The sequence below is a fragment of the Pseudomonas sp. W3I7 genome (assembly GCF_030816095.1).
In the GTDB taxonomy this organism is placed as follows: domain Bacteria; phylum Pseudomonadota; class Gammaproteobacteria; order Pseudomonadales; family Pseudomonadaceae; genus Aquipseudomonas; species Aquipseudomonas salomonii.
Window position 1 is genome coordinate 5,182,064 of record NZ_JAUSXP010000001.1, and the last position, 19,875, is coordinate 5,201,938.

Below are 19,875 nucleotides of genomic sequence, written 5' to 3' on the forward strand. Positions count from 1 at the left end.
CACCGGCAGGGAAACCGTAGCAGACGCAGGCTGAACGCGACCTGCGCTTTTTTGCTACTGCGGTGCTTGAGAGAGAACAGCGCCGGTAAACGAATTATTTCCAGGCGTACCCTCAAGCTCGCACAAACGGGTTCTCGCGCATCTCATCACCCAAGCGGGTGTCCGGCCCATGCCCTGTCACCACGGTCGCGCCCTCATCCAGGGTGTACAAACGCTGCTTGATCGAGCGCACTATTGTCGCCTGGTCGCCACCCCACAGGTCGGTACGCCCTACGCCGCGCTTGAACAAGGTGTCGCCGGCGATCAGCAGCTTGGCATCGGCAAACCAGAAGCTCATCGAACCCGGTGTATGCCCCGGCGTATGCAGCGCCACCCCACAACCACACGCCAACTCCTCGTCGTCCTCCAGCCAGCGGTCCGGCGACGGCACCGGCGTGTAGGGCACACGAAACATCTGGCATTGCATTTCCAGGTTATCCCAAAGAAATTGGTCTTCTTTGTGCAAATGCAGCGTGGCACCGGTCTTCTCTTTCAACTGGCCGGAAGCCAGGAAGTGATCAAGGTGAGCGTGAGTGTGGATAATGCTCACCACCTTGAGGCCCAGCGCATCGAGGCGCGCCAGGATCAGTTCGTGATTGCCGCCCGGGTCGACCACAATGGCTTTTTTGCTGATCGGGTCGCCGATGATGGTGCAGTTGCACTGCAACGGGCCGACGGGGAAGGTTTCGCGGATCAGCACGGGTTTTTCGATATTCATGGGCGTTCCTGCAAGCTCTATGGCACATTCCAGGCGCAGTATGGTGGAGCTTGCTCCGGATTCGAAGAGCCTCAACTGCTAAGCTACTCAAGCGCCATGGAACCCGCACCGCAGCGTCGCATTTGGAGCAAGACGTATGGCCAATTCTCGGATCATCTGCGAACACTGCGATTGCGTGTACGAAAAGGTCACGCTCGCCAAACATCAAAAAGCCCTGTGCACCCGTTGCGCAGGCGTGCTGCAGCGCTACAACGGGCTGTCGGTGCAACAACGCCTGGCGCTGACCGTCACCGCAGCGGTGCTGTGGACCTTTGCCAATTTCTATCCGGTGATGAGCATCAGCCTCAAAGGCTTGAAAAACAGCGCGACCCTATGGGACTCGGTGGTCGCGCTGAGCCTGGGGCCGATCACTTTTATTGCGCTGGTGGCCGCGATCTCGATCATCATCGCGCCGGTGTTTCAGTTGCTATTGCTGATGTGGGTGCTGAGTTTCGCCCTGGCCGGCAAGCGCTCGCCAGCGTTCAAACTGTGCATGCGCTGGCTGGAAGCGCTGAGGCCGTGGAGCATGCTCGAAGTCTGCCTGCTAGGCGCCATGGTTGCGGTGTTCAAGCTGGCCGGCATGCTCGACGTGATCCCCGGCACCGGCCTGTTCGCCCTCGCCGCCCTCGCCTTGCTGCTGATTCGCATCGCCGGGCGTGACGTACGCGATTTGTGGGACGCCGTATGAACTCGCCACCGACCGCCCGCGAACTCAACCTCTGCCTGTGCCACACCTGCGGCCAGCCGTGCGACATGCGCGACGAGCCCAGCGAGTGCGAGCGCTGCGGTGCGCCGCTGCATCGGCGTAAACTCCACTCGCTGACCCGCACCTGGGCCTACATGCTCACGGCACTGGCGTTTTATATCCCGGCGAATTTATTGCCGGTGATGAACACTACTATGCTAGGTTCCGGCGCCGACAGCACCATCATGAGCGGCGTGCTGGAGTTCTGGCAGCATGGCGCCTGGGACATTGCCCTGATCATTTTCATTGCCAGCATTGCGGTGCCGGGTATCAAGTTTTTCTCACTGACCCTGCTGTTGGTCACCGTACAACGCAACAGCCAGTGGGCGCGCAAAGAGCGCTCGAAGCTGTTTCGGTTCGTCGAATTGATCGGCTACTGGTCCATGCTCGATGTCATTGTGGTCGCGCTGGTGGCCGCGCTGGTGAAGTTCCAGGCGCTGGGCACCATTGAGCCGCGCCTGGGCATTTTGTTTTTTGGTCTGGTGGTGGTGTTCACCATGCTCGCGGCCATGAGTTTCGACCCGCGCCTGATCTGGGAAAACCCACACAACGAGGAGATCTCGGATGAGTTCACACAACACTGACACGCCTGCCGGCTCACCGGCGATCAAGACGCGGCGCTTCAGCGTTTCGCTGGTGTGGATCGTGCCGATCGTGGCAGTGCTGGTGGGCCTCTCGCTGGTGGTGCACAGCGTGCTGCAACAGGGGCCGGTCATCGTCCTCAACTTCAAGACCGGCAACGGCCTGGTCGCCAATAAAACCGAGGTCAAATACCGCAACGTGGTGATCGGCCAAGTCTCGGATGTGGCCTTGAGCGATGACCAGAAAAGCGTCAACGCCACCATCAAGCTGGCCAAACAGGCGGAAAGCTTCACCCGTGAAGACTCCAAGTTCTGGGTGGTACGCCCACGTATCGGCGCCGGAGGCGTGTCCGGCATCGATACCTTGCTGTCCGGTGACTATATCGGCGCGGATATCGGCCAGTCCGATACGCGCGCCAAACAGTTCAAAGGCCTGGAAAACCCGCCGCCCATCACCTATGGCGAGCCGGGCAAGCGCTTCACGTTGCATACCCAGGGCCTGGGCTCGCTGGATATCGGCTCGCCGGTGTACTACCGCAAGATCCCGGTGGGCCAGGTAGTGGCCTACGAGCTGGATGACGATGGCAAGGGCGTGAAGATCGAGGTTTTCGTGCATGCGCCCAATGATGTGTACGTCACCGAAAACACGCGGTTCTGGAATGCCAGCGGCATTGACCTGAGCGTCGGCGCCAATGGTTTCGCGCTGAAAACCGAGTCCTTGTCATCGATGTTGGCCGGCGGCATCGCGTTCCAGGCGCCGCCCTACAGCCCCAACGACAAACCGGCCAACGAAGATCACACCTATGAACTGTTCGACGACCAGCAAAGCGCCCTCGCCCCGCCCAGCGGTCAAGGACAATACATGGCACTGCGTTTTGATCAGGCACTGCGTGGGCTCAAAGTTGGCGCGCCGGTGGAATTTCTTGGGGTCGAATTCGGCAAGGTGGTGTCGATCAACCTGGACTTCGATGCCAAAAAACGCAGCTTCCCGATCAACGTCGGCATCGTGATTTACCCGCAGTTGCTCGGCGAAGCCAACACCAAGCTGCTCAAGGCCACCAACCATGACCCCAACGATGAAGCGGGCGGCGTGCGCCTGATCGGCACCTTTATCGAAAACGGCCTGCGCGCCCAAGCCCGCAGCGGCAGCCTGCTGACCGGCCAGTTGTACATCGCCCTGGATTTTTTCCCGAAAGCCGACAAAGTCGCGTTTGACCCGAACCTGCGCCCGGTCAACATTCCGACCATCCCCGGCAATCTGGAACAGTTGCAGGAGAAGCTCGAAGGCATCGTCAACAAGGTCAACCAACTGCCGATCGAACGCATCGCCGGCAACCTCGACGGCAGCCTGGTGGAGTTGCGCAAAAGCCTTGCCCAGTTCAACGCCAAGACCCTGCCTGGCGTGCAAAGCACCCTGGGTGACGTGAGCAAGACCTTGCAGTCGGCCAACTCAACCCTGGCCGAAGACTCGCCGCAGCGTGAACAACTGACCCAGACCCTGGATGAACTGGCGCGCATGTCGCGCTCCTTGCGCGAACTGTCGGACTACCTGGGCCGCCATCCGGAATCGCTGATCCGCGGTCGCCCTGACAACGCCGCGCCAACAGACCTGCAAGGGCCACCGCGCAAATGACCATTGGAGCCGCCATGACCTTTCCCTTGAAACTCACCCTGGTCGCCGCGCTGGTGCTGCTCGCGGCCTGTCGTAGTGAGCCGATTGCCTTCCACACCCTGACCCCGGTGCACTGGAATAACAGCACTCAGGCACAGGCCAGCGATATCCGCATTGAAAGCATCAGCGTGCCGCCTCAGGTGGACCGCGCACAAATCGTGATTCGCCAGGGCGACAGTGGCGTGGCGATCCTTGAAACCCAATGGTGGGCCGCAACCCTGGCCGATGAGCTGAAAACCGCGCTGGTGGACCAACTGGCCAACAGTCACTCCCGGCAGCCGCTGTCGTTGCGCCTTGAAGTGCAGCGATTCGACTCGGTGCCGGGTCAATATGCACTGCTCGACGTGCGCTGGCGCCTGCGGCCCGCAAGCGGCGCAGATACCGCACCGCTGACCTGCCGCACCACGTTGCAGACACCCGCAGGCCCGAGCATTGATGACTTGGTGGCGGCGCATCAGAACAACCTCAAGCGTTTTGCCGCGCTGGTCAGCAAAACCGCCGACACGTCGCTGAAAGCGTGCCCGACTGCGCCGTAGCGAGACCACTAAGGGTGTACTCGGTCGAATGTGGGAGCCGGGCTTGTGTGGGAGCTGGCTTGCCTGCGATGCAGACACCTTGGTCTTTCAGTCATACCGAGGTGATGCTATCGCAGGCAAGCCAGCTCCCACATGAGCCAGCCCCACATAAGCCAGCTCCCACACACATCAGCTCCTACAGGAAAGCTGGCCCATTATCAGGCCAGCAGCCCCATCGATTTGGCCCGCGCCACCGCTTGAGTCCGGCGCTCGACACCCAGCTTGCTGTTGATATGGCTGGCGTGGGTTTTCACGGTGTGCAGGGAGATAAACAGCTGATTGCTGATCTCCTGGTTCGAGCAGCCTTGGGCAATCAACTGCAGCACCGCCAGTTCACGTGCGCTCAAGGTTTCATGATTAGGCAAGGCCTCAACCACCGCAGCCACCGGCAACAGCGCCAACAGACTCTGGTTCAGCAAACCATGAGCCTCCCGGCCCAGCTGTTCACGCAGCCAATCCGGGTAACTCTCCAGCAGCCGCTGGAAGGGTTGCAATGCCCCACCAGCGCCAGCCTCAAGGGCGCGGGCCAATGCCAGTCGGGCCTGGTCTTGCTGCCCGCACTCCAGCAACAACTGCACTTGCTGGGTCAGGGCCATCAAGGCAATCATTTGCCGCCCACTGTTATGCGCCTGCTGCGCCAGTTCTTCGAGACGTTGCAACGCGGCGGCCGGCTGATGACGGGTGGCGTCCAACGCAGCCTGTTGCAGCCCGATATGTTGCGGCAAATGCGGGTGAAATTCCGGCGCCGCTGCTGCGTGTTCGCCGTTGTAGGTTTGCCCCAGCCGGGTCAACCAGGCCTCTGCCAGGTCAGTGCGGCCTTGAGCCAGCCACAGCTCGCATTTGATCAAGGTGATCATCGCCAGGTAGTAGATCGGCGGCACATCCCAGATGTGCATCAAGCGCTCAGCTTCGGCAAGCTCGGCAAACGCCGTGGCGAAATCCCCACGGCGCCCTTCAAAGTTGGCAATCACACAATGCCCGATCAGCACGCTGATATCCCGGCAGGCACGGGCTTCGTTCAGACCCGCGCGTAAACGGACAAGCCCGGCCTCGGGCTGATAGCGCACCAGCAACAGATAGCCCTCGTACAGCGACAACCGCGCGCGCACCGCGTACAGCCGCTGCGGCGCCAGGCCGTGCAGGCGTTGCAGCCCCTGGCGCACTTCGTCCAGGGAACGCAGAATTTCGCCGCGCGCCTGCAACACCCGCGCGCGATCGTAATGGGCCAACGCCTCGAACAGCGGGTTACCGACGCGCTGCGCCAGCTCCAGGGATTCGCGATTCAGGCCACGGGCACGCCACAAATCGGCATCGACGATGGCCAGGTTTGAGAGGGTCGACAGGCACATCAGGCGCTGGCCATAACGTTTTTGCGGCAAGCTTTCCAACGCCTCGCTGCAATAACGCAGGGTCAACTCACGATCGCCTCGGCCCCGAGCGATAATCCCGCTCAGCGCCAGCCACTGTGCCAGCATCGACTTTTGCGCAGTGGCCGACGGCGCCGGCAGGAAGCGGCTGAGGTAGCCGGACAGTTCTTCGGCCGCATCCAGTTGGCAGGCCAGCCCCAATGCCCAGCTGTAGAGCACGATCAAGCGCGGCGTGCTGATCAGCAGGCTGTCGGGCAAGTCCATCTTCCAGCGCAGCAGCATGCCAACGTTCTGCTCGGCCAGCAGTTGCTCCTCCGACAGGTTCTGCACCAGGTTCGCCGCCACATCCAGGTGGCCGGCGCGCAACGCCTGTTCCACCGCTTCATCGATCAAGCCCTGGGTGTTGAACCAGCGACAGGCACGCAGGTGCAGGCTGGCAATCGGTACGGTGGCACTGCTCGCACGGCGGGTACGCAGCAGGTCGGAAAACAGATGGTGGTAGCGATACCAGTGGCCCTGCTCATCCAGCGGCACCAGAAACACTTGGTGGGCCTGCAAGTAACCGAGGATATGCGCGCTGTCGTGGGCTTCGCGCACGGCGTCGCACAGCTCGCTGCAAAAACGATCCTGTGGGGCGGTGTCATACAGAAAGGCTTGAACGTCTGCCGGCAGGCAATCGATGACTTCTTCCAGCAGATAGTCGCGGATCAGCCCTTCGCCTCCATGCAAATGTTGTGGCAACGCAGCCTCATTGCCGGCTTCGGAAAGGGCCAGCAACCAGAAGCGCAGGCCAGCCACCCAGCCCTCGCTGCGGCGAATCAGGTTGTCCAGGGCTTCGCCGCGCAACGAGCTGCTGTGCCTGTCGAGTACCGCCAGCGATTCGTCGTGGGTCAAGCGCAGGTCTTGTTCATGCAGCTCCAGCAGGTGGCGCGAGAGTCGCAGCCGCGCCAGGTGCCAGTCCGGGCGCTGGCGGCTGGTGACCATCACCAGCAGCCCATCGGGTAAATGATTGAGGAAAAATTGCAGGCAGCGATCCAGCACCGGGCCCTGGGCCAGGTGGTAGTCATCCAGCACCAGCAGCAATGGCGCCTGGGTGGACAGGTGCAGCGTCAGCTCGTCGAGCAAGCCGTCGAGCCATTCTTCAAAGGCAAAGGGTTGGTGACGCTGACGCATTTTCAGCAGGCCCAGGGATTGGCCACCCAGTTGCGGGAAGTATTGCTGCAAGCCGTCGAGCAGGCGCTCAAGGAAGCGGCCGGGGTCGTTATCCCGTGGGCTCAGGCCCAGCCACAGGCTTTGCCAATGCGCCGGCAGACTCTGGCAGAACTCCACTGCCAGCGAACTCTTGCCGAACCCGGCCGGGGCGCTCACCAGCAACAGTCGTCCCGCAAGGCCAGCACTCAGGCGTTCGCACAGGCGCGGGCGCAGCACATAGCCGTCAGGCAGCGGTGGCCTGTAGAAACGCGATTCCAGGGTCGGAATCACCGCGCTCGCAGGCCCTTGGATTCGGGACAGATCAGTCATCGCCGGGCTCTTGTAGAAGGCTGTTGTCGGCACTGCAGATGTCCGCAGACTAGCGGTAAAAGCGGCGGGTTTGTAGATCTTTGCGACATTTGCCTGAAAAAGAACTGCGACAAAAAATATCCCCACATAAAAAAGCCCCGAACCAGTCGGGGCTTCACGCTGAGGATGCGGCCTCAGTTAAAACCGCTTAGCGAACCCCATCCTGGCGCAAGGCCGCCGGGGAGAAGTCTGCGGTGGAGGCGGTAAAACCGAAGTCATAGGCCTGCTTCTCTTCGTTCTTCATCCCCAGGGCCAGGTAGCGGCCGGACTGCAGGTCGTAGAGGGTCTCGATGGCGTACCACGGCACTTGCTTGTCGTAGTAGTTCTCGGCATGGGCTTCGGCGACGCGCCACAGTTGGCCGCGACCGTCGTAGTGGTCGATAACCGCTGCTTGCCAGGTGTCTTCGTCGATGAAGAAGTCACGCTTGGCATAGATGTGGCGCTGGCCTTCCTTCAGGGTCGCGACCACGTGCCAGACGCGGCGCAGCTCGTAGCGTGCCAGGTCCTGGTTGATGTGGCCGGCCTTGATGATGTCGGCGTACTTGAGCTTCGGATCGTCGATCTTGTAGCTGTTGGAGGCGATGTAGATTTCTTTCTTGCCTTCAAGCTTCCAGTCGTAGCGGTCCGGTGCGCCGTTGTACATGTCGAGGTTGTCGGAGGTACGCAGGCCATCGGCAGCAGTACCCGGCCCGTCATAGGACACTTGCGGCGCCCGGCGCACACGGCGCTGGCCGGCGTTGTAGACCCACGCCGAACGCGGCTCTTTCACCTGGTCCAGGGTTTCGTGCACCAGCAGTACACCACCGGCCAGACGCGCCGGTGCGGTGACTTGCTGCTTGAAGTAGAACAGCACGTTGCCCGGGTTTTTCGGGTCGTAGTCCTTCATCTTGTCGCGGAACACGAACTGATCGCGGAAGTACACCAGGCTGAACGAACCATTGGTTTGCGGCGTGGCCTGGGTCACCAGGCGGGTCACGCTGCCCCCGCGATAGCGGGTGATGTGGTTCCAGATGACTTCCACGCCGCTCTTAGGAATCGGGAACGGAACCGCGGTTTCGAAGTTTTCCAGGCCGTTACCGCCGGACACCAGGTTGGTGTTGGTGGCGTTCTTCTTGATCGAGGCAAACACTTCGGCCGGCACGGTAGCGCCACGATGGGTCGGGTACACGGGCATCTTGAAGGTGTCCGGGTAGCGCTTGAACATCGCGTACTGCCCCGGCGCCAGCTTGTCCTTGTACTGCTCGACGTTCTGCGCGGTGATGGTGAACTGCGGCTGTTCGCTGGCATACGGGTTGGCCAGGAAGCCACGGGCATCTACGGCGCCGGCATTGGTAGGCAGCGGCGACCATTTAGGAATGGTGCCGGCCGCATTACCGGCCATTTCGGCGCCCATCGGCGTCAGGGTCGTGCCCAACTTGGCGGCTTCATCCGCCGAGACTGCCGCCATGACGTTACTCGCCAGGATCGACAGCCCAAGCACACCCACGTGCAACAGACTTTTAGTTATTTTCATGTTCTGGTTCTTCCTGAAAACAGACTGCTTAAAGAGGTTGTGCTTAGAAGTTCACGCCGGCGCTCAGCGCGATGAAGTCACGGTCATCCACGGTGGTGAACTTGCCACCAAAGAAGTTGGTGTAGTTGAGGCTGACGGTGTAGGTGTTCTGGTACTCGGCATCCACACCCAGGCTGACGGCCTTGCGACCTTCTTCAAAGTTGCCGCCAGGGCCTGGCGAGTAACCTTTGACGTCATGGGACCAGGCCACGTTGGGCTTGAGGTTTACACCGGCAAACACATCCGGGTATTCCCAGATGGCCCGGGCGCGATAACCCCAGGACGTGGCGGTGGTGTAGCCGTCGTTGTTGCAGTTGGTGTTCAGGCCGGACGCATTCGGCAGGCCTGCGCCGTTGGCTGTCGAATTGTTAAGCGCATTGCAGAAGCCGCCGGGCAGCGTGCCTGGGCCGAAGACCGGATCGCGGCCATAACGCGCCTGGTTTTTGCTCTCCAGGCCGCCCACGTGGGTCACGCCGATTTCGCCCACGGTGGTCAGCCGAGAGGCGCCCATGACCTGGTCGAAGAAGTGCGTGAAGGTGGTCTGGAACTGGGTCACTTCCTTACGGTTGTAGCCGTGCAGGTCCTGGCCCGGTGTGCCCTTGAGCACTGACGCATTGCCATAACCTGGGATCGGCGTGACGCCCGCGTACAGGATATCGGTGGTGCTCAGTTGTACCGGCGCGTTTGGCCGGTAGCTCAGTTCACCACTCCAGGCGGTACCGGTAGGCAGCGTGGTGGAGAAGCTCAAGCCGTAGAGGCGAATATCTTCCGGGTACTCGACGAAGTACTGGGAGCTGCCTGCCACGATCAATGGCCGCAACGCCGCCAGCGGCCCCAGCGGACGGGTGTAAGCCGAGTTTGGCGCGCCGGTGGCGCTGAAGATCGGCGCACGGCTGTGGTAGTTCATGAAGTACGCGCCGAACTCGGTGTCCAGCGGCTCGAAGTTGTAGTGCATGGCCACGCCGAACTGGCCGCTGTCGCGTGCATCACGGTCACCGCCGCGACGTACCAGCACCCCTTCGTTGTTCACATCCACGCCCAGGGCGTTAAGGGTGGGCAAGGCCGCGCCCGGGATGGTGGAGCGCTTGTTCAGCACCCGCAGGTTATTGCTGCAACCATCCGAGATGACGTCCGGCTGGGAGAAGAATGTGCCGCAGTTATCGGTGACGGTCTGGTCCCATTCCAGCTGGTAGAACGCTTCGGCCGAGAGGTTATCGGTCAGGGTTTGCGACACGTAGAACATGTTGACCGGAATCAAGCCTTCCTTGATTTCGGCGCCCGGACGACGGAACGCAGACACGTCGATCGGGTTGATGGAGTTGATACCGCCACCGATGAAGGTGCTTTCACCCCAGCTCACCACCTGCTTACCGAACCGCACGTTACCCGGCTGATCGGCGATGGTGTAGTTGTGGTAGATGAAGGCATCGAGGATCTGCCCGCCGGAGGACTTGGCGCCCTCTTTGCGGTTGTTGTTGCTGACGTTCTTGAAGTCCAGGTCTTCGTTTTGCAGCGCGAAGTCATACCAGTACTTGCCACGCACAAAGATGCCGGTGTCGCCGTATTTCAACTCAAGGTCATGGATACCCTTGAAGATCTTCGAGAAGGAATCACCCTTATCAAAGTTCAAGTGGCCGTCATCGGAGGTCTGCGATAACCCCTTGCCACCGTTGTTGGCACCGATCAGGTCTTTATTGCGACCGGCAGTCGACCAGCTCGCCCCCACCGACAGGGATGAGTCGAAGCTGCCTTCGATTTCACCGATGTTGAAACTGACGCCGAATGCGGGCCCGGCGAGCGTAGAAGCGAGACTGACGGCCAGGGGCAGTCTTGCCCGGCGCCAGAACTGGTTTACTGAGGTCATCGACGCTACTCCATGTGCATTATTGTTATGGCAGTGAGCTCTTTCGTCTGGATGCATGTAACGGCCGGAATACAACGACTCCAATGCCGAACGGCAACCGGGCCCCCATGGCCCGCAGCGCAACATCCGTGAAAAACTCTGAGTAGGACTATAGCCAGCAGGGGGTACCGCTTGATCCCTCTAAAGTGTGATTTGCATCACCAACCCGTCTGCCACAGTCCTTTCGCCACGCCGACGAAGGCCGGCGAGGCAAGGATGGCTGAAAATCCCAAAATCACAAGTGGAGCCGCGAGTTAGAGCATTGCCGCGCCCGAACGGGCGCGGCGCAGGGGGTCAGAGCGTGGACAGGAACGTGCTGTTGTTGGCCTGCCATTCGATGATGTCAACGCGGATACGTTTTTTGTCGAGTTTGCCGACACTGGTCTTGGGAATTTCGGTAACAACGGCGATCTGGCTTGGAATCGCCCACTTGCTCAAGTGGCCCAGTTCGACAAACGGCTTGAGATGCTCTTTGAGCTCGCGGGCACCTATCACATGGCCATCACGCACCACCAGCAACGCAAACGGGCGCTCGCCCCACTGTGGGTCGGCGATGCCCACCACCGCTACTTCGCGTACCGCGGGGTGACGGCTGACCAAATCTTCGAGGGCCAATGACGAAATCCACTCGCCGCCGGTCTTGATCACGTCCTTGATGCGATCGCGAATATCGATCACCCCAAACGCGTCCAGCGTGGCCACGTCGCCGGTGTGCATCCAGCCGCCTTCCCACAGCTCGGCGCCCTTTTGCGGCTCGTTGAAATACCCTTCGCTGAGCCACGGCGCACGCAGCACCAGCTCGCCCTGGGATTCGCCGTCGGCGGGCAAGAAGTTGCCGTTGCCGTCGATAATTGCCGCTTCCACCAACGGCCCGGGCACGCCGGCCTTGATGCGGTAGGTGGTGCGCTCGTCCTCGGTGCCCGCCATCAACTCTTCGTTAAGGTGAGCGCAGGACACCAGCGGCCCGGTCTCGGACATGCCATACGCGGCAGTCAGCTGAATGCCCCGCGCCTTGGACGCTTCATACAACGTGCGGTTGAGCGCGCTGCCGCCGATGACGATTTTCCAGCCACCAAAATCCACGCCCTGGGCGGCCTTGGCGTTGAGCACCATTTGCAGGATGGTCGGCACGCAGTGGGAGAAGGTGACCTTCTCCTTGCGCCACAGCTCCACCAGGTATTCCGGGTCGTAGCGGCCGGGGTAGACCTGTTTCAAGCCAAGCATGGTTGCCACATACGGCAGGCCCCACGCGTGCACGTGGAACATTGGCGTGATCGGCATGTACACGTCGTTGGTGCCCAGCAGGCGCACGCTGTCGACGCTGCCCATGATGGTCGCCACACCGATGGTGTGCAGCACCAGTTGGCGGTGGGTGAAGTACACGCCTTTGGGGTTGCCGGTGGTGCCGGTGGTGTAGAAGGTGGTGGCGACGGAATTTTCGTCGAAGTCCTGGAAGTCGTACTTGGGGCTGGCGGCCGCCAGCAGGGTTTCATACTCGCCAACCAGATTCGGCAGCTCGGCAGTCTTGGCCTCACCGTCGGTGAGCAGCAGGGTCTTGTCGACCGTGGTCAGTTGCCCGGCAATCGCCTGGTAGAGCCCCACGAACTCGCTGTTGACCAGCACAAAGCGGTCTTCGGCGTGGTTCATGGTGTAGAGGATCTGCTCCGGCGACAGACGCACGTTGATGGTGTGGATCACCGCGCCGATCATCGGGATGGCGAACATGCACTCCAGGTAACGGTGGCTGTCCCAGTCCATCACGGCAACCGTGTCACCGGCCTTGACCCCGGCTTCCGTCAGCACATTGGCCAGGCGCGCGACCCGCTCGATCAGGGTGGGGTAGGTGTAGCGCAGCTTGTCGCGGTAGATGATCTCCCGGGTTTTCTCGTAACGCGCCCCGGACATCAGCAGGCGTTTGATCAACAGCGGGTATTGGTAAGCGCCTTCGGCGGGCGGGATAACACGGGTCTGCAACATACGAATCCCTTATCTGACTGCACGGTCTTGGCTAAGACCTGCACTGTAGAGCGCTAATGTTTCAGCCAAATCAGCCAAAGGAATGATTTGCAGCGGCCAATGAATGCTAGCTTTGCGCCAGCATTGGAGCCTTACAGTGATTCCCTGTGGGAGCTGGCTTGCCTGCGATAGCGTCGCCTCGGTGCAACTGATACACCGAGGCGCCTGCATCGCGGGCAAGCCCGGCTCCCACAGGGGCAGTGTGTTACCCGCGTGGGTTTATTTCATGCTGGTAAACGCCAACTTCACACCAATGGCAATCAGCACCGCGCCCATGGTGCGATCAAACCAATGCCCCATCCGCGCAAAGCCGGCGCGTACGCGCTGCTGGCTGAACAGCATGGCCACCAGGCAAAACCACAACGCCGTCGCCACCGCCAGGTACACCCCGTAACCAGCCTGGATCGCCAGCGGCGTGTGCGGGTTGATCACCACCGTGAACAGCGACAGGAAAAACAGTGTGGCCTTGGGGTTCAAGCCATTGGTCACAAACCCTGCGGTAAACGCCCCGCGTGGGGTGCGCTCGCCGACTTCAGGGTGCAACTCGCCTTCGGCGGGCGGCTTGGCCGGCTGCGCGCGCAGGGCCTTGAAGCCGATGTACAGCAGGTACGCAGCAGCGGCCCATTTGAGCGCGTTGAACAGCACAATGGACTGCGACACAATCAAACCGATGCCCAGCAGCGAGTAACCCACGTGCAGGAAAATCGCCGAGCCCACGCCCAGCGCAGTCCAGGTGCCGGCGCGACGGCCATGGGTAACACTTTCACGCACCACCACGGCGAAATCCGGGCCGGGGCTGGCCACCGCCAACAAGTGAATCAAGGCTACGGTCAAAAACTCGGCGACGTACATGCTCACTCCATTAAGTAACTGATTATTTCATCTGATAGGCTCGGCAGATTACGCCTTCGAACCTCGCCGCAAAAGGTACAGTTGAGAATGAACAATCGCCGCGCCGTCTTCCTTGATCACCCGTCCCTGGACCTGGGCGACCTCGACCTCAGCGAGCTGCGCAACAGCTTCAGTGACTTGCAGTTGTTCACCGGCACCACGCCGCAGAATGTGCTTGAACGCGTGCAAGGCGCCCAGGTGGTGATCAGTAACAAGATCCCCCTCAACGCGCAAACCCTGGCGGCCTGCCCTGAGCTCAAGCTGATCCTGGTGTCGGCCACCGGCACCAACAACGTCGACCTCGACGCCGCCCGCGCCCACGGCATTACCGTGAGCAATTGCCACGGCTACGGCACGCCGTCGGTGGCGCAGCACACGATCATGCTGCTGCTCAACCTGGCGACGCGTCTGAAGGACTATCAACGGGATGTGGCGGCAGGCAAATGGCAACAGGCCAAACAGTTCTGCCTGCTGGACTATCCGATTGTCGAGCTGGAAGGCAAAACCCTCGGCCTGCTCGGCCATGGTGAACTGGGTGGCGCGGTGGCACGCCTGGCCGAAGCCTTCGGCATGCGCGTGGTGCTCGGCGCCATTCCCGGGCGCCCTGCCCGCGCCGACCGCGTGCCGCTGGATGAACTGCTCGCACAGGTCGACGCACTGACCTTGCACTGCCCGCTCAATGAGCACACGCGCGACTTTATCGGCGCCCGCGAACTGGCGCTGCTCAAACCGCGCGCGTTTATCGTCAACACCGCGCGCGGCGGTTTGATCAACGAACAGGCGCTGGCAGATGCCTTGCGCAGCGGCCATTTGGGCGGCGCGGCCACCGATGTGCTGAGCGTGGAGCCGCCCGTGAATGGTAACCCGCTGCTGGCCGGCGACATTCCTCGCTTGATCGTTACCCCCCACAATGCCTGGGGCAGTCGCGAAGCGCGCCAGCGTATCGTCGGCCAACTGGCTGAAAACGCCCGAGGCTTTTTCAGCGGTGCCCCGCTGCGCGTCGTCAGTTGATAAACTGCGCCCCTTTTCAAGGAGCAGACTATGGATCCGCGCAGTGAAGTACTGCTTCGTCAGGCCGAACTTTTTCAAGGCAACCTGCTACTGGTAGGGTTGCCTGCCGACGACTTGCTCGGCCGCCTGCCCAATGCCCACGGCTGGAGCTGGCATGCCGGCGATCAGGCGGCACTGGATGCGCGCTTTCCCGAACGCAGCCAGTTCGGCGTGAACGTGCCCGAGCGCGGGTTTGATGCGGCGGTGATTTTCCTTCCAAAATCCAAAGACCTCACCGACTACCTGCTTAACGCCGTGGCCGCACGCTTGCCCGGCGCCGAGCTGTTTCTGGTCGGGGAGAAAAAGGGCGGCATCGAAAGCGCCGCCAAGCAGATGATCCCGTTCGGCAAGCCGCGCAAGCTCGACAACGCGCGGCACTGCCAACTGTGGCAAGTCACCGTGACCAACGCTCCGCAGGCGGTCGAGCTGGAAAGCCTGGCGCACGTCTTCGAGGTGCCGCTGGCCGAAGGGCCGCTCAAGGTGGTGAGCCTGCCCGGCGTGTTCAGCCACGGCCGCCTGGATCGCGGCACCGAGCTGCTGCTGGAGCATCTGGATAAGCTGCCGAGCGGGCATCTGCTCGACTTTGGTTGCGGCGCCGGCGTACTTGGGGCGGCGGTCAAACGCCGCTACCCGCATAACAGCGTGACGATGCTCGACGTGGACGCCTTCGCCGCTGCCAGCAGTCGTCTGACCCTGGCAGCCAATGGTCTGGAAGCCGAGGTGTTGACCGGTGATGGCATCGACGCCGCGCCGATGGGTTTGAACACGATCTTGAGCAACCCGCCGTTCCATGTCGGCGTGCACACGGATTATTTTGCTACGGAAAACTTGCTGCGAAAAGCAGCGAAACACCTGGCAAAAGGCGGCGAACTTCGCCTGGTCGCCAACAGTTTCCTCAAGTATCAACCGCTGATCGAAGAGCACTTGGGCGTGTGTGCAGTGAAGGCCGAAGGCAATGGTTTTCGCATTTATCGTGCCAAACGCGGCTGATGGCGATTTGAAAAAGAACGCTTGCCGAATGGGTTTTGCCTAGGCAGAATCCGCTCCGTCCTAGGGGAGTAGTCTCCCACGAGCCCCACGCTCGTCCGGCATACGTCAACATACTTGGTCAGCAGACCATGGCGTATGCGACCCAGGAGTCCGCACAGACGGACCGGGGTTTGACAAGACCTATGACACGCACACCTTACCCGGGGCGGGAAGGCTGTACGTGTCATAGCCGTGTCGACCCGCCCCTGGAAACCTACCTGATGCTGGATTCATTACTCGTTCCTACCGCAATCGTTGCCTTGGCCGAAATCGGCGACAAGACGCAACTGCTCGCGCTCATCCTTGCCGCACGCTTTCGCAAACCCTGGCCGATCATCGCCGGCATTGTCGCCGCGACCCTGGCCAACCACGCGGCCGCCGGCGCCGTGGGGGCCTGGTTCGGCAGTTTCTTCTCGGATGCGGTGTTGCACTGGATCCTCGCAGCGAGCTTCTGCGCCACTGCGCTGTGGACTTTGGTGCCGGACAAACTCGACGATGACGAAGCCAGTACCACGCGCAAGTTCGGGCCGTTCCTGACCACGCTGATTGCGTTCTTCCTCGCCGAAATCGGTGACAAGACCCAGATCGCCACGGTGATGCTGGCGGCGCAGTACCCGGAGTTGTGGCTGGTGATTATCGGCACCACGCTGGGCATGCTGATTGCCAACGTGCCGGTGGTATTGGCGGGTAATTTCGCGGCGGAAAAACTGCCGCTGACCTTGATTCGTCGACTGGCGGCTACGGCGTTTTTCATCCTGGCGGTGGTGGCGGTGTACAAGGCCATGCAGAGCAGCGGCTGGATCTAAGGCTGTAAATCCAAACCAATGTGGGAGCGGGCTTGCTCGCGAAAGCGGTGTGTCAGTCGGTAAATATTTGACTGAACTGACGCCTTCGCGAGCAAGCCCGCTCCCACATTTGGATCTTCACAAGTCCTGGAATATCAGGATTTTTTGGCCTGTTGGTAAAGCGGCATCACCTTCGGAATCGCCGCCTGCAACGAGGCGATTCGGCTGTCGGAAGCCGGGTGGGTGCTCATGAACTCCGGTGGCGCGCCTTCCGACGCCTTGGCCATCTTGTTCCACAAGGTGATCGCGGCATTCGGGTTGTAACCGGCGCGGGCCGATAGCTCGAGGCCGATCAGGTCGGCTTCGTTTTCATTGGCACGGCTGTTAGGCAAGGTCATACCGTAGTTGGCCACGGTATCGGCCAACGCCAGGCTGTCCTGGCCCAGGCCGAACAACGCACCGGCGCCCTGCTTGGCCATCTGGATGCCATACGCCTTGGACATGGCCTCACGCCCGTGTTCACGCAAGGCGTGGGCGATCTCATGACCCATCACAGCGGCCAGCTCGTCGTCGGTGAGCTTGAGCTTGTCGATCAACCCGCTGTACACGAAGATCTTCCCGCCAGGCCCGCAGTTGGCGTTCATCTCATCGCTTTTGATCAGGTTCACTTCCCACTTCCACTGCGCCGCATCCGGGCGGAAAGTCGGCGCCTGGGCGATCAGACGGTTGGCGATGGCCTGCACGCGCTTGGCGTTGGCACTGGTCTTGTCGAGCATGCCCTTGCCGCTCGCCTCGCCCAGCGTCTGCTGGTAGGACTGGGCATACATCTGGTCGACTTCCTGGCTCGACAGCATGCTGAACATGTACTGCTTGCGCTCCACGCCAACGGCACCGCCGCTGGTGGTGTTAACCGACTGGCAACCTGCCAGCAGCATCGCTGCACTGAGTACGCTTACTGCCAATGACTTTTTCATGACGCTCTCCCTGAAACCTGGTGCGTATCCTAGGCGGTGATTTGTATCAACGCCAGATACACGCGACGTTTAACCACTAACTTTCAGATACATCCCACACACCCACAGCGGCGGCGAACAGCTCGTTTGCGACATCTCGCACTATTTTGCCGGCCAAGCCTTAAGCCTCCAGAGCCCGTGGCCGATACATAAAAGGCAGCCCACCTGCCCCTGCGCCTGGAGCCTCCATGAAATTCAAGTCGATTCAGTTTTCTGTCGCCGCATTGACCGGGGCCATCGTGCTGAGTGTGGTCGCGGTGCTGGTGCTTTATGCGGTGTTTGCCGGTGCCCGCACCCAGGAGCTGGTGCAGGAGCGCACCCAGGCGCAATTTGAGCAGATCATCGAGCAGCGCCTCACCGCCCTGGCGCAAACCCAGGCCACGCTGGTCCAGCGCGAACTGGAAGCGCCGCTGGTGACCGCCAAAGGCCTGGCCACTGCCAACGCCCTGCTGGCGATGAAAGACGCCAAGGGCGAGCCCGCGCTGCAGGTTGGCCGTGAGCAATTGATCAACCTGCTGCATGAAACCGTGGCGCGCAACCCGAAAATCCTCGGCGCCTACATCGGCTGGGAACCCAATGCCATCGACCATAACGACGCCGCCTACGTAAACACCCCAATTGTCGGCATGGCCGCCGACGGCCGTTTCCTGCCGTGGTGGTACCGCAACGCCGATGGCAGCCTGGGCCTGGATAAGCTCGCCGACGTCAACGACCAGAAAATCCTGTCCACCGGCGTGCGCGCCAGTGAGTACTACCTGTGCTCCAAAGAGAGCAAGAAACCCTGCGCCATCGACCCTGCGCCTTACAAAGTCGGGAATGCGATGGTGATGCTCGCCTCGTTTATCGAACCGATCATGGTCGACGGCACGTTCCAGGGCATCGTCGGCGCCGACCTGTCGGTGAACTTTATCCAGGACATGCTCACCCGCGCCGACCAGAACCTCTATAACGGCGCCGGCGAACTGGCGCTGATCTCCAGCAACGGTCGCCTGGTGGCCTACACCAAGGACGCCAGCAAGCTTGGCGAAAAAGCCAGCGACCTGCTCGACAGCAACGAGCTGGCCAACCTCGGCCAGTTGAAAGTCGGCGAAGTGCGCTACGACATCGACAAGGAACACGGGCATATCGAACTGTTCCTGCCCTTCAACATCGGCCAGACCGAAGCGCGCTGGACCTTGATGCTGCAACTGCCGCTGAGCGCTGTGATGGCCGACTCGCAGAAGCTGCAAAGCGACCTGCAAGCCCAGCGCAAGACCGATACCTTCGGCATGGCCATGGTCGGCCTGTTGATCGCCGGTATCGGTTTGCTGGTGATCTGGCTGGTGGGCCATGGCATCGCCCGCCCGCTCAAGCAGATGGTGGCGATGCTTAACGATATCGCCCAGGGCGAAGGCGACCTCACCCGCCGCCTCACCAGTGATCGCGCCGATGAGCTGGGCGCGATCGCCAACGGCTTCAATACCTTCCTGATCAAATTGCAGGGCATGATCACTCAGGTGGTGAGTTCGGTGCAGAAGGTCAGCGACTCATCGGAACACACCGCTGACATCGCGATTCGCACCAATCAGGGCGTGCATAAACAAATGGTCGAGATCGACCAGGTGGCCACCGCTGTGCACGAAATGACCGCCACTGCGCAAGACGTGGCACGCAACGCCACCCAGGCCGCGCAAGCTGCCAGCCACGCCGACCAGGCCGCGAGCCAGGGCATGCGCATTGTGCGCGAGACGTCCACGTCCATCGGCGCGCTGGCTGAAGAAATCGGCAAGGCCGTGGGCGTGGTGCAAACCCTGGCCAAGGACAGCGAAAACATCAACGCGATCCTCACGGCGATTCGCGGAATTGCCGAGCAGACCAACCTGCTGGCGCTCAACGCCGCCATTGAGGCGGCCCGTGCTGGCGAACAAGGCCGTGGTTTCGCGGTGGTGGCCGATGAGGTGCGCAACCTGGCGCAGAAAACCCAGAAGGCCACCGAAGAAATCCAGACCATGATCCAGCAGCTGCAACAAGGCACGCGGGATGTGGTGCGGGTGATGGAAGACAGCCAGAACCGTACCGACGAAAGCGTGCAGCACGCGGCGAAGGCGGCCGAAGCGCTGGAGACGATTACCCAGGCGGTGTCGGTGATCAACGACATGAACACGCAAATTGCCAGTGCGGCTGAGGAGCAGAGTGCGGTGGCCGAGGACATCAATCGTAATGTGATCAATATTGGCCAGGTGGCCAATGAGGTGGCGGGTGGTGCGGATGAGTCCAGTGCAGCGAGTGCGGATCTGACCAAGTTGGCGGAGCAGCAGCGGCGGTTGATCAATCAGTTCAAGGTTTAGCGATCTGCGGTGG

Annotated in this window: 15 protein-coding genes, 1 pseudogene and 1 riboswitch; of the genes and pseudogenes, 9 read left to right on the plus strand and 7 right to left on the minus strand. The window is 61.2% G+C overall.

From position 1 onward, the window contains the following. Positions 1-112: 112 nt before the first annotated feature. Positions 113-757 (minus strand): MBL fold metallo-hydrolase, encoded by a 645-nt coding sequence (locus QF043_RS23920; RefSeq protein WP_056858989.1) that lies wholly within the window; start codon positions 755-757, stop codon positions 113-115. Between the two features lie 136 nt (positions 758-893). Between QF043_RS23920 and QF043_RS23925 the strand changes: the two genes are divergently transcribed. Genes QF043_RS23925 through QF043_RS23940 form a run of 4 tightly spaced genes read left to right on the plus strand, consistent with a single transcriptional unit; the run spans position 894 to position 4,330 of the window. Further along, a complete protein-coding gene (locus tag QF043_RS23925) occupies positions 894-1,484 on the plus strand; it encodes a paraquat-inducible protein A (RefSeq protein WP_169986918.1) in 591 nt (196 codons plus the stop codon). Further along, positions 1,481-2,125, plus strand: coding sequence for a paraquat-inducible protein A (locus tag QF043_RS23930; RefSeq protein WP_307420424.1), 645 nt, complete (start codon positions 1,481-1,483; stop codon positions 2,123-2,125). Before QF043_RS23925 ends, QF043_RS23930 begins: the two co-directional genes overlap by 4 nt. Continuing rightward, on the plus strand, positions 2,106-3,755 hold the full coding sequence (locus tag QF043_RS23935; RefSeq protein ID WP_307420425.1) for an intermembrane transport protein PqiB: 1,650 nt from the start codon (positions 2,106-2,108) through the stop codon (positions 3,753-3,755). The genes QF043_RS23930 and QF043_RS23935 overlap by 20 nt, the downstream gene beginning before the upstream one ends. 14 nt (positions 3,756-3,769) lie before the next feature. Then, the gene (locus tag QF043_RS23940; protein ID WP_307420426.1) at positions 3,770-4,330 is read left to right on the plus strand and encodes a membrane integrity-associated transporter subunit PqiC; all 561 of its coding nucleotides are present in this window, start codon (positions 3,770-3,772) and stop codon (positions 4,328-4,330) included. 197 nt (positions 4,331-4,527) lie between these two features. Here QF043_RS23940 and QF043_RS23945 read toward each other — a convergent pair whose 3' ends face one another. The 5 genes from QF043_RS23945 to QF043_RS23965 form a co-directional block, all read right to left on the minus strand. Continuing rightward, positions 4,528-7,257: a LuxR C-terminal-related transcriptional regulator gene (locus QF043_RS23945; RefSeq protein WP_307420427.1), complete on the minus strand. Its 2,730-nt coding sequence runs from the start codon at positions 7,255-7,257 to the stop codon at positions 4,528-4,530. A 187-nt stretch (positions 7,258-7,444) separates the two neighbouring features. Beyond that, positions 7,445-8,809: a DUF1329 domain-containing protein gene (locus tag QF043_RS23950; protein ID WP_305457810.1), complete on the minus strand. Its 1,365-nt coding sequence runs from the start codon at positions 8,807-8,809 to the stop codon at positions 7,445-7,447. Positions 8,810-8,852: 43 nt separating this feature from the next. Continuing rightward, a complete protein-coding gene (locus QF043_RS23955) occupies positions 8,853-10,712 on the minus strand; it encodes a DUF1302 domain-containing protein (RefSeq protein ID WP_307420428.1) in 1,860 nt (619 codons plus the stop codon). 333 nt (positions 10,713-11,045) lie between these two features. Further along, positions 11,046-12,728 (minus strand): fatty acid--CoA ligase, encoded by a 1,683-nt coding sequence (locus QF043_RS23960; protein ID WP_305457806.1) that lies wholly within the window; start codon positions 12,726-12,728, stop codon positions 11,046-11,048. A gap of 258 nt (positions 12,729-12,986) precedes the next feature. After that, entirely contained in the window at positions 12,987-13,619 is a 633-nt protein-coding gene (locus QF043_RS23965) for a LysE family translocator (RefSeq protein WP_065930304.1), read from the minus strand. Positions 13,620-13,706: 87 nt separating this feature from the next. On the opposite strand from QF043_RS23965, the gene QF043_RS23970 reads away from it, so the two are divergent. The 3 genes from QF043_RS23970 to QF043_RS23980 all read left to right on the plus strand — a co-directional run bounded on the left by QF043_RS23970 (position 13,707) and on the right by QF043_RS23980 (position 16,543). Then, a complete protein-coding gene (locus QF043_RS23970) occupies positions 13,707-14,669 on the plus strand; it encodes a 2-hydroxyacid dehydrogenase (protein ID WP_307420429.1) in 963 nt (320 codons plus the stop codon). Between the two features lie 30 nt (positions 14,670-14,699). Beyond that, entirely contained in the window at positions 14,700-15,698 is a 999-nt protein-coding gene (locus QF043_RS23975) for a class I SAM-dependent methyltransferase (RefSeq protein ID WP_307420430.1), read from the plus strand. 51 nt (positions 15,699-15,749) lie between these two features. Continuing rightward, a riboswitch (yybP-ykoY riboswitch) is annotated at positions 15,750-15,869 on the plus strand. Positions 15,870-15,958: 89 nt separating this feature from the next. Continuing rightward, complete coding sequence (locus QF043_RS23980; RefSeq protein ID WP_101266603.1) at positions 15,959-16,543, plus strand: TMEM165/GDT1 family protein; 585 nt, start codon at positions 15,959-15,961, stop codon at positions 16,541-16,543. A gap of 134 nt (positions 16,544-16,677) precedes the next feature. Here the strand turns inward: QF043_RS23980 and QF043_RS23985 are convergent, their stop codons facing one another. After that, positions 16,678-17,496: a M48 family metallopeptidase gene (locus tag QF043_RS23985; RefSeq protein WP_056859003.1), complete on the minus strand. Its 819-nt coding sequence runs from the start codon at positions 17,494-17,496 to the stop codon at positions 16,678-16,680. A gap of 1,313 nt (positions 17,497-18,809) precedes the next feature. On the opposite strand from QF043_RS23985, the pseudogene QF043_RS30870 reads away from it, so the two are divergent. Together QF043_RS30870 and QF043_RS30875 are read left to right on the plus strand one after the other, a co-directional pair. Next, a pseudogene (locus QF043_RS30870) lies at positions 18,810-19,004 on the plus strand (HAMP domain-containing protein); the annotation flags it as partial. Between the two features lie 114 nt (positions 19,005-19,118). Then, complete coding sequence (locus QF043_RS30875; protein ID WP_373460787.1) at positions 19,119-19,862, plus strand: methyl-accepting chemotaxis protein; 744 nt, start codon at positions 19,119-19,121, stop codon at positions 19,860-19,862. Positions 19,863-19,875 lie beyond the last annotated feature (13 nt).

Bases quoted from the DNA above. Each gene is read 5' to 3' on its own strand.
- QF043_RS23920 (WP_056858989.1), bottom strand. From the start codon at position 757: ATGAATATCGAAAAACCCGTGCTGATCCGCGAAACCTTCCCCGTCGGC.
- QF043_RS23925 (WP_169986918.1), top strand. From the start codon at position 894: ATGGCCAATTCTCGGATCATCTGCGAACACTGCGATTGCGTGTACGAA.
- QF043_RS23930 (WP_307420424.1), top strand. From the start codon at position 1,481: ATGAACTCGCCACCGACCGCCCGCGAACTCAACCTCTGCCTGTGCCAC.
- QF043_RS23935 (WP_307420425.1), top strand. From the start codon at position 2,106: ATGAGTTCACACAACACTGACACGCCTGCCGGCTCACCGGCGATCAAG.
- QF043_RS23940 (WP_307420426.1), top strand. From the start codon at position 3,770: ATGACCTTTCCCTTGAAACTCACCCTGGTCGCCGCGCTGGTGCTGCTC.
- QF043_RS23945 (WP_307420427.1), bottom strand. From the start codon at position 7,257: ATGACTGATCTGTCCCGAATCCAAGGGCCTGCGAGCGCGGTGATTCCG.
- QF043_RS23950 (WP_305457810.1), bottom strand. From the start codon at position 8,809: ATGAAAATAACTAAAAGTCTGTTGCACGTGGGTGTGCTTGGGCTGTCG.
- QF043_RS23955 (WP_307420428.1), bottom strand. From the start codon at position 10,712: ATGACCTCAGTAAACCAGTTCTGGCGCCGGGCAAGACTGCCCCTGGCC.
- QF043_RS23960 (WP_305457806.1), bottom strand. From the start codon at position 12,728: ATGTTGCAGACCCGTGTTATCCCGCCCGCCGAAGGCGCTTACCAATAC.
- QF043_RS23965 (WP_065930304.1), bottom strand. From the start codon at position 13,619: ATGTACGTCGCCGAGTTTTTGACCGTAGCCTTGATTCACTTGTTGGCG.
- QF043_RS23970 (WP_307420429.1), top strand. From the start codon at position 13,707: ATGAACAATCGCCGCGCCGTCTTCCTTGATCACCCGTCCCTGGACCTG.
- QF043_RS23975 (WP_307420430.1), top strand. From the start codon at position 14,700: ATGGATCCGCGCAGTGAAGTACTGCTTCGTCAGGCCGAACTTTTTCAA.
- QF043_RS23980 (WP_101266603.1), top strand. From the start codon at position 15,959: ATGCTGGATTCATTACTCGTTCCTACCGCAATCGTTGCCTTGGCCGAA.
- QF043_RS23985 (WP_056859003.1), bottom strand. From the start codon at position 17,496: ATGAAAAAGTCATTGGCAGTAAGCGTACTCAGTGCAGCGATGCTGCTG.
- QF043_RS30875 (WP_373460787.1), top strand. From the start codon at position 19,119: ATGGTCGAGATCGACCAGGTGGCCACCGCTGTGCACGAAATGACCGCC.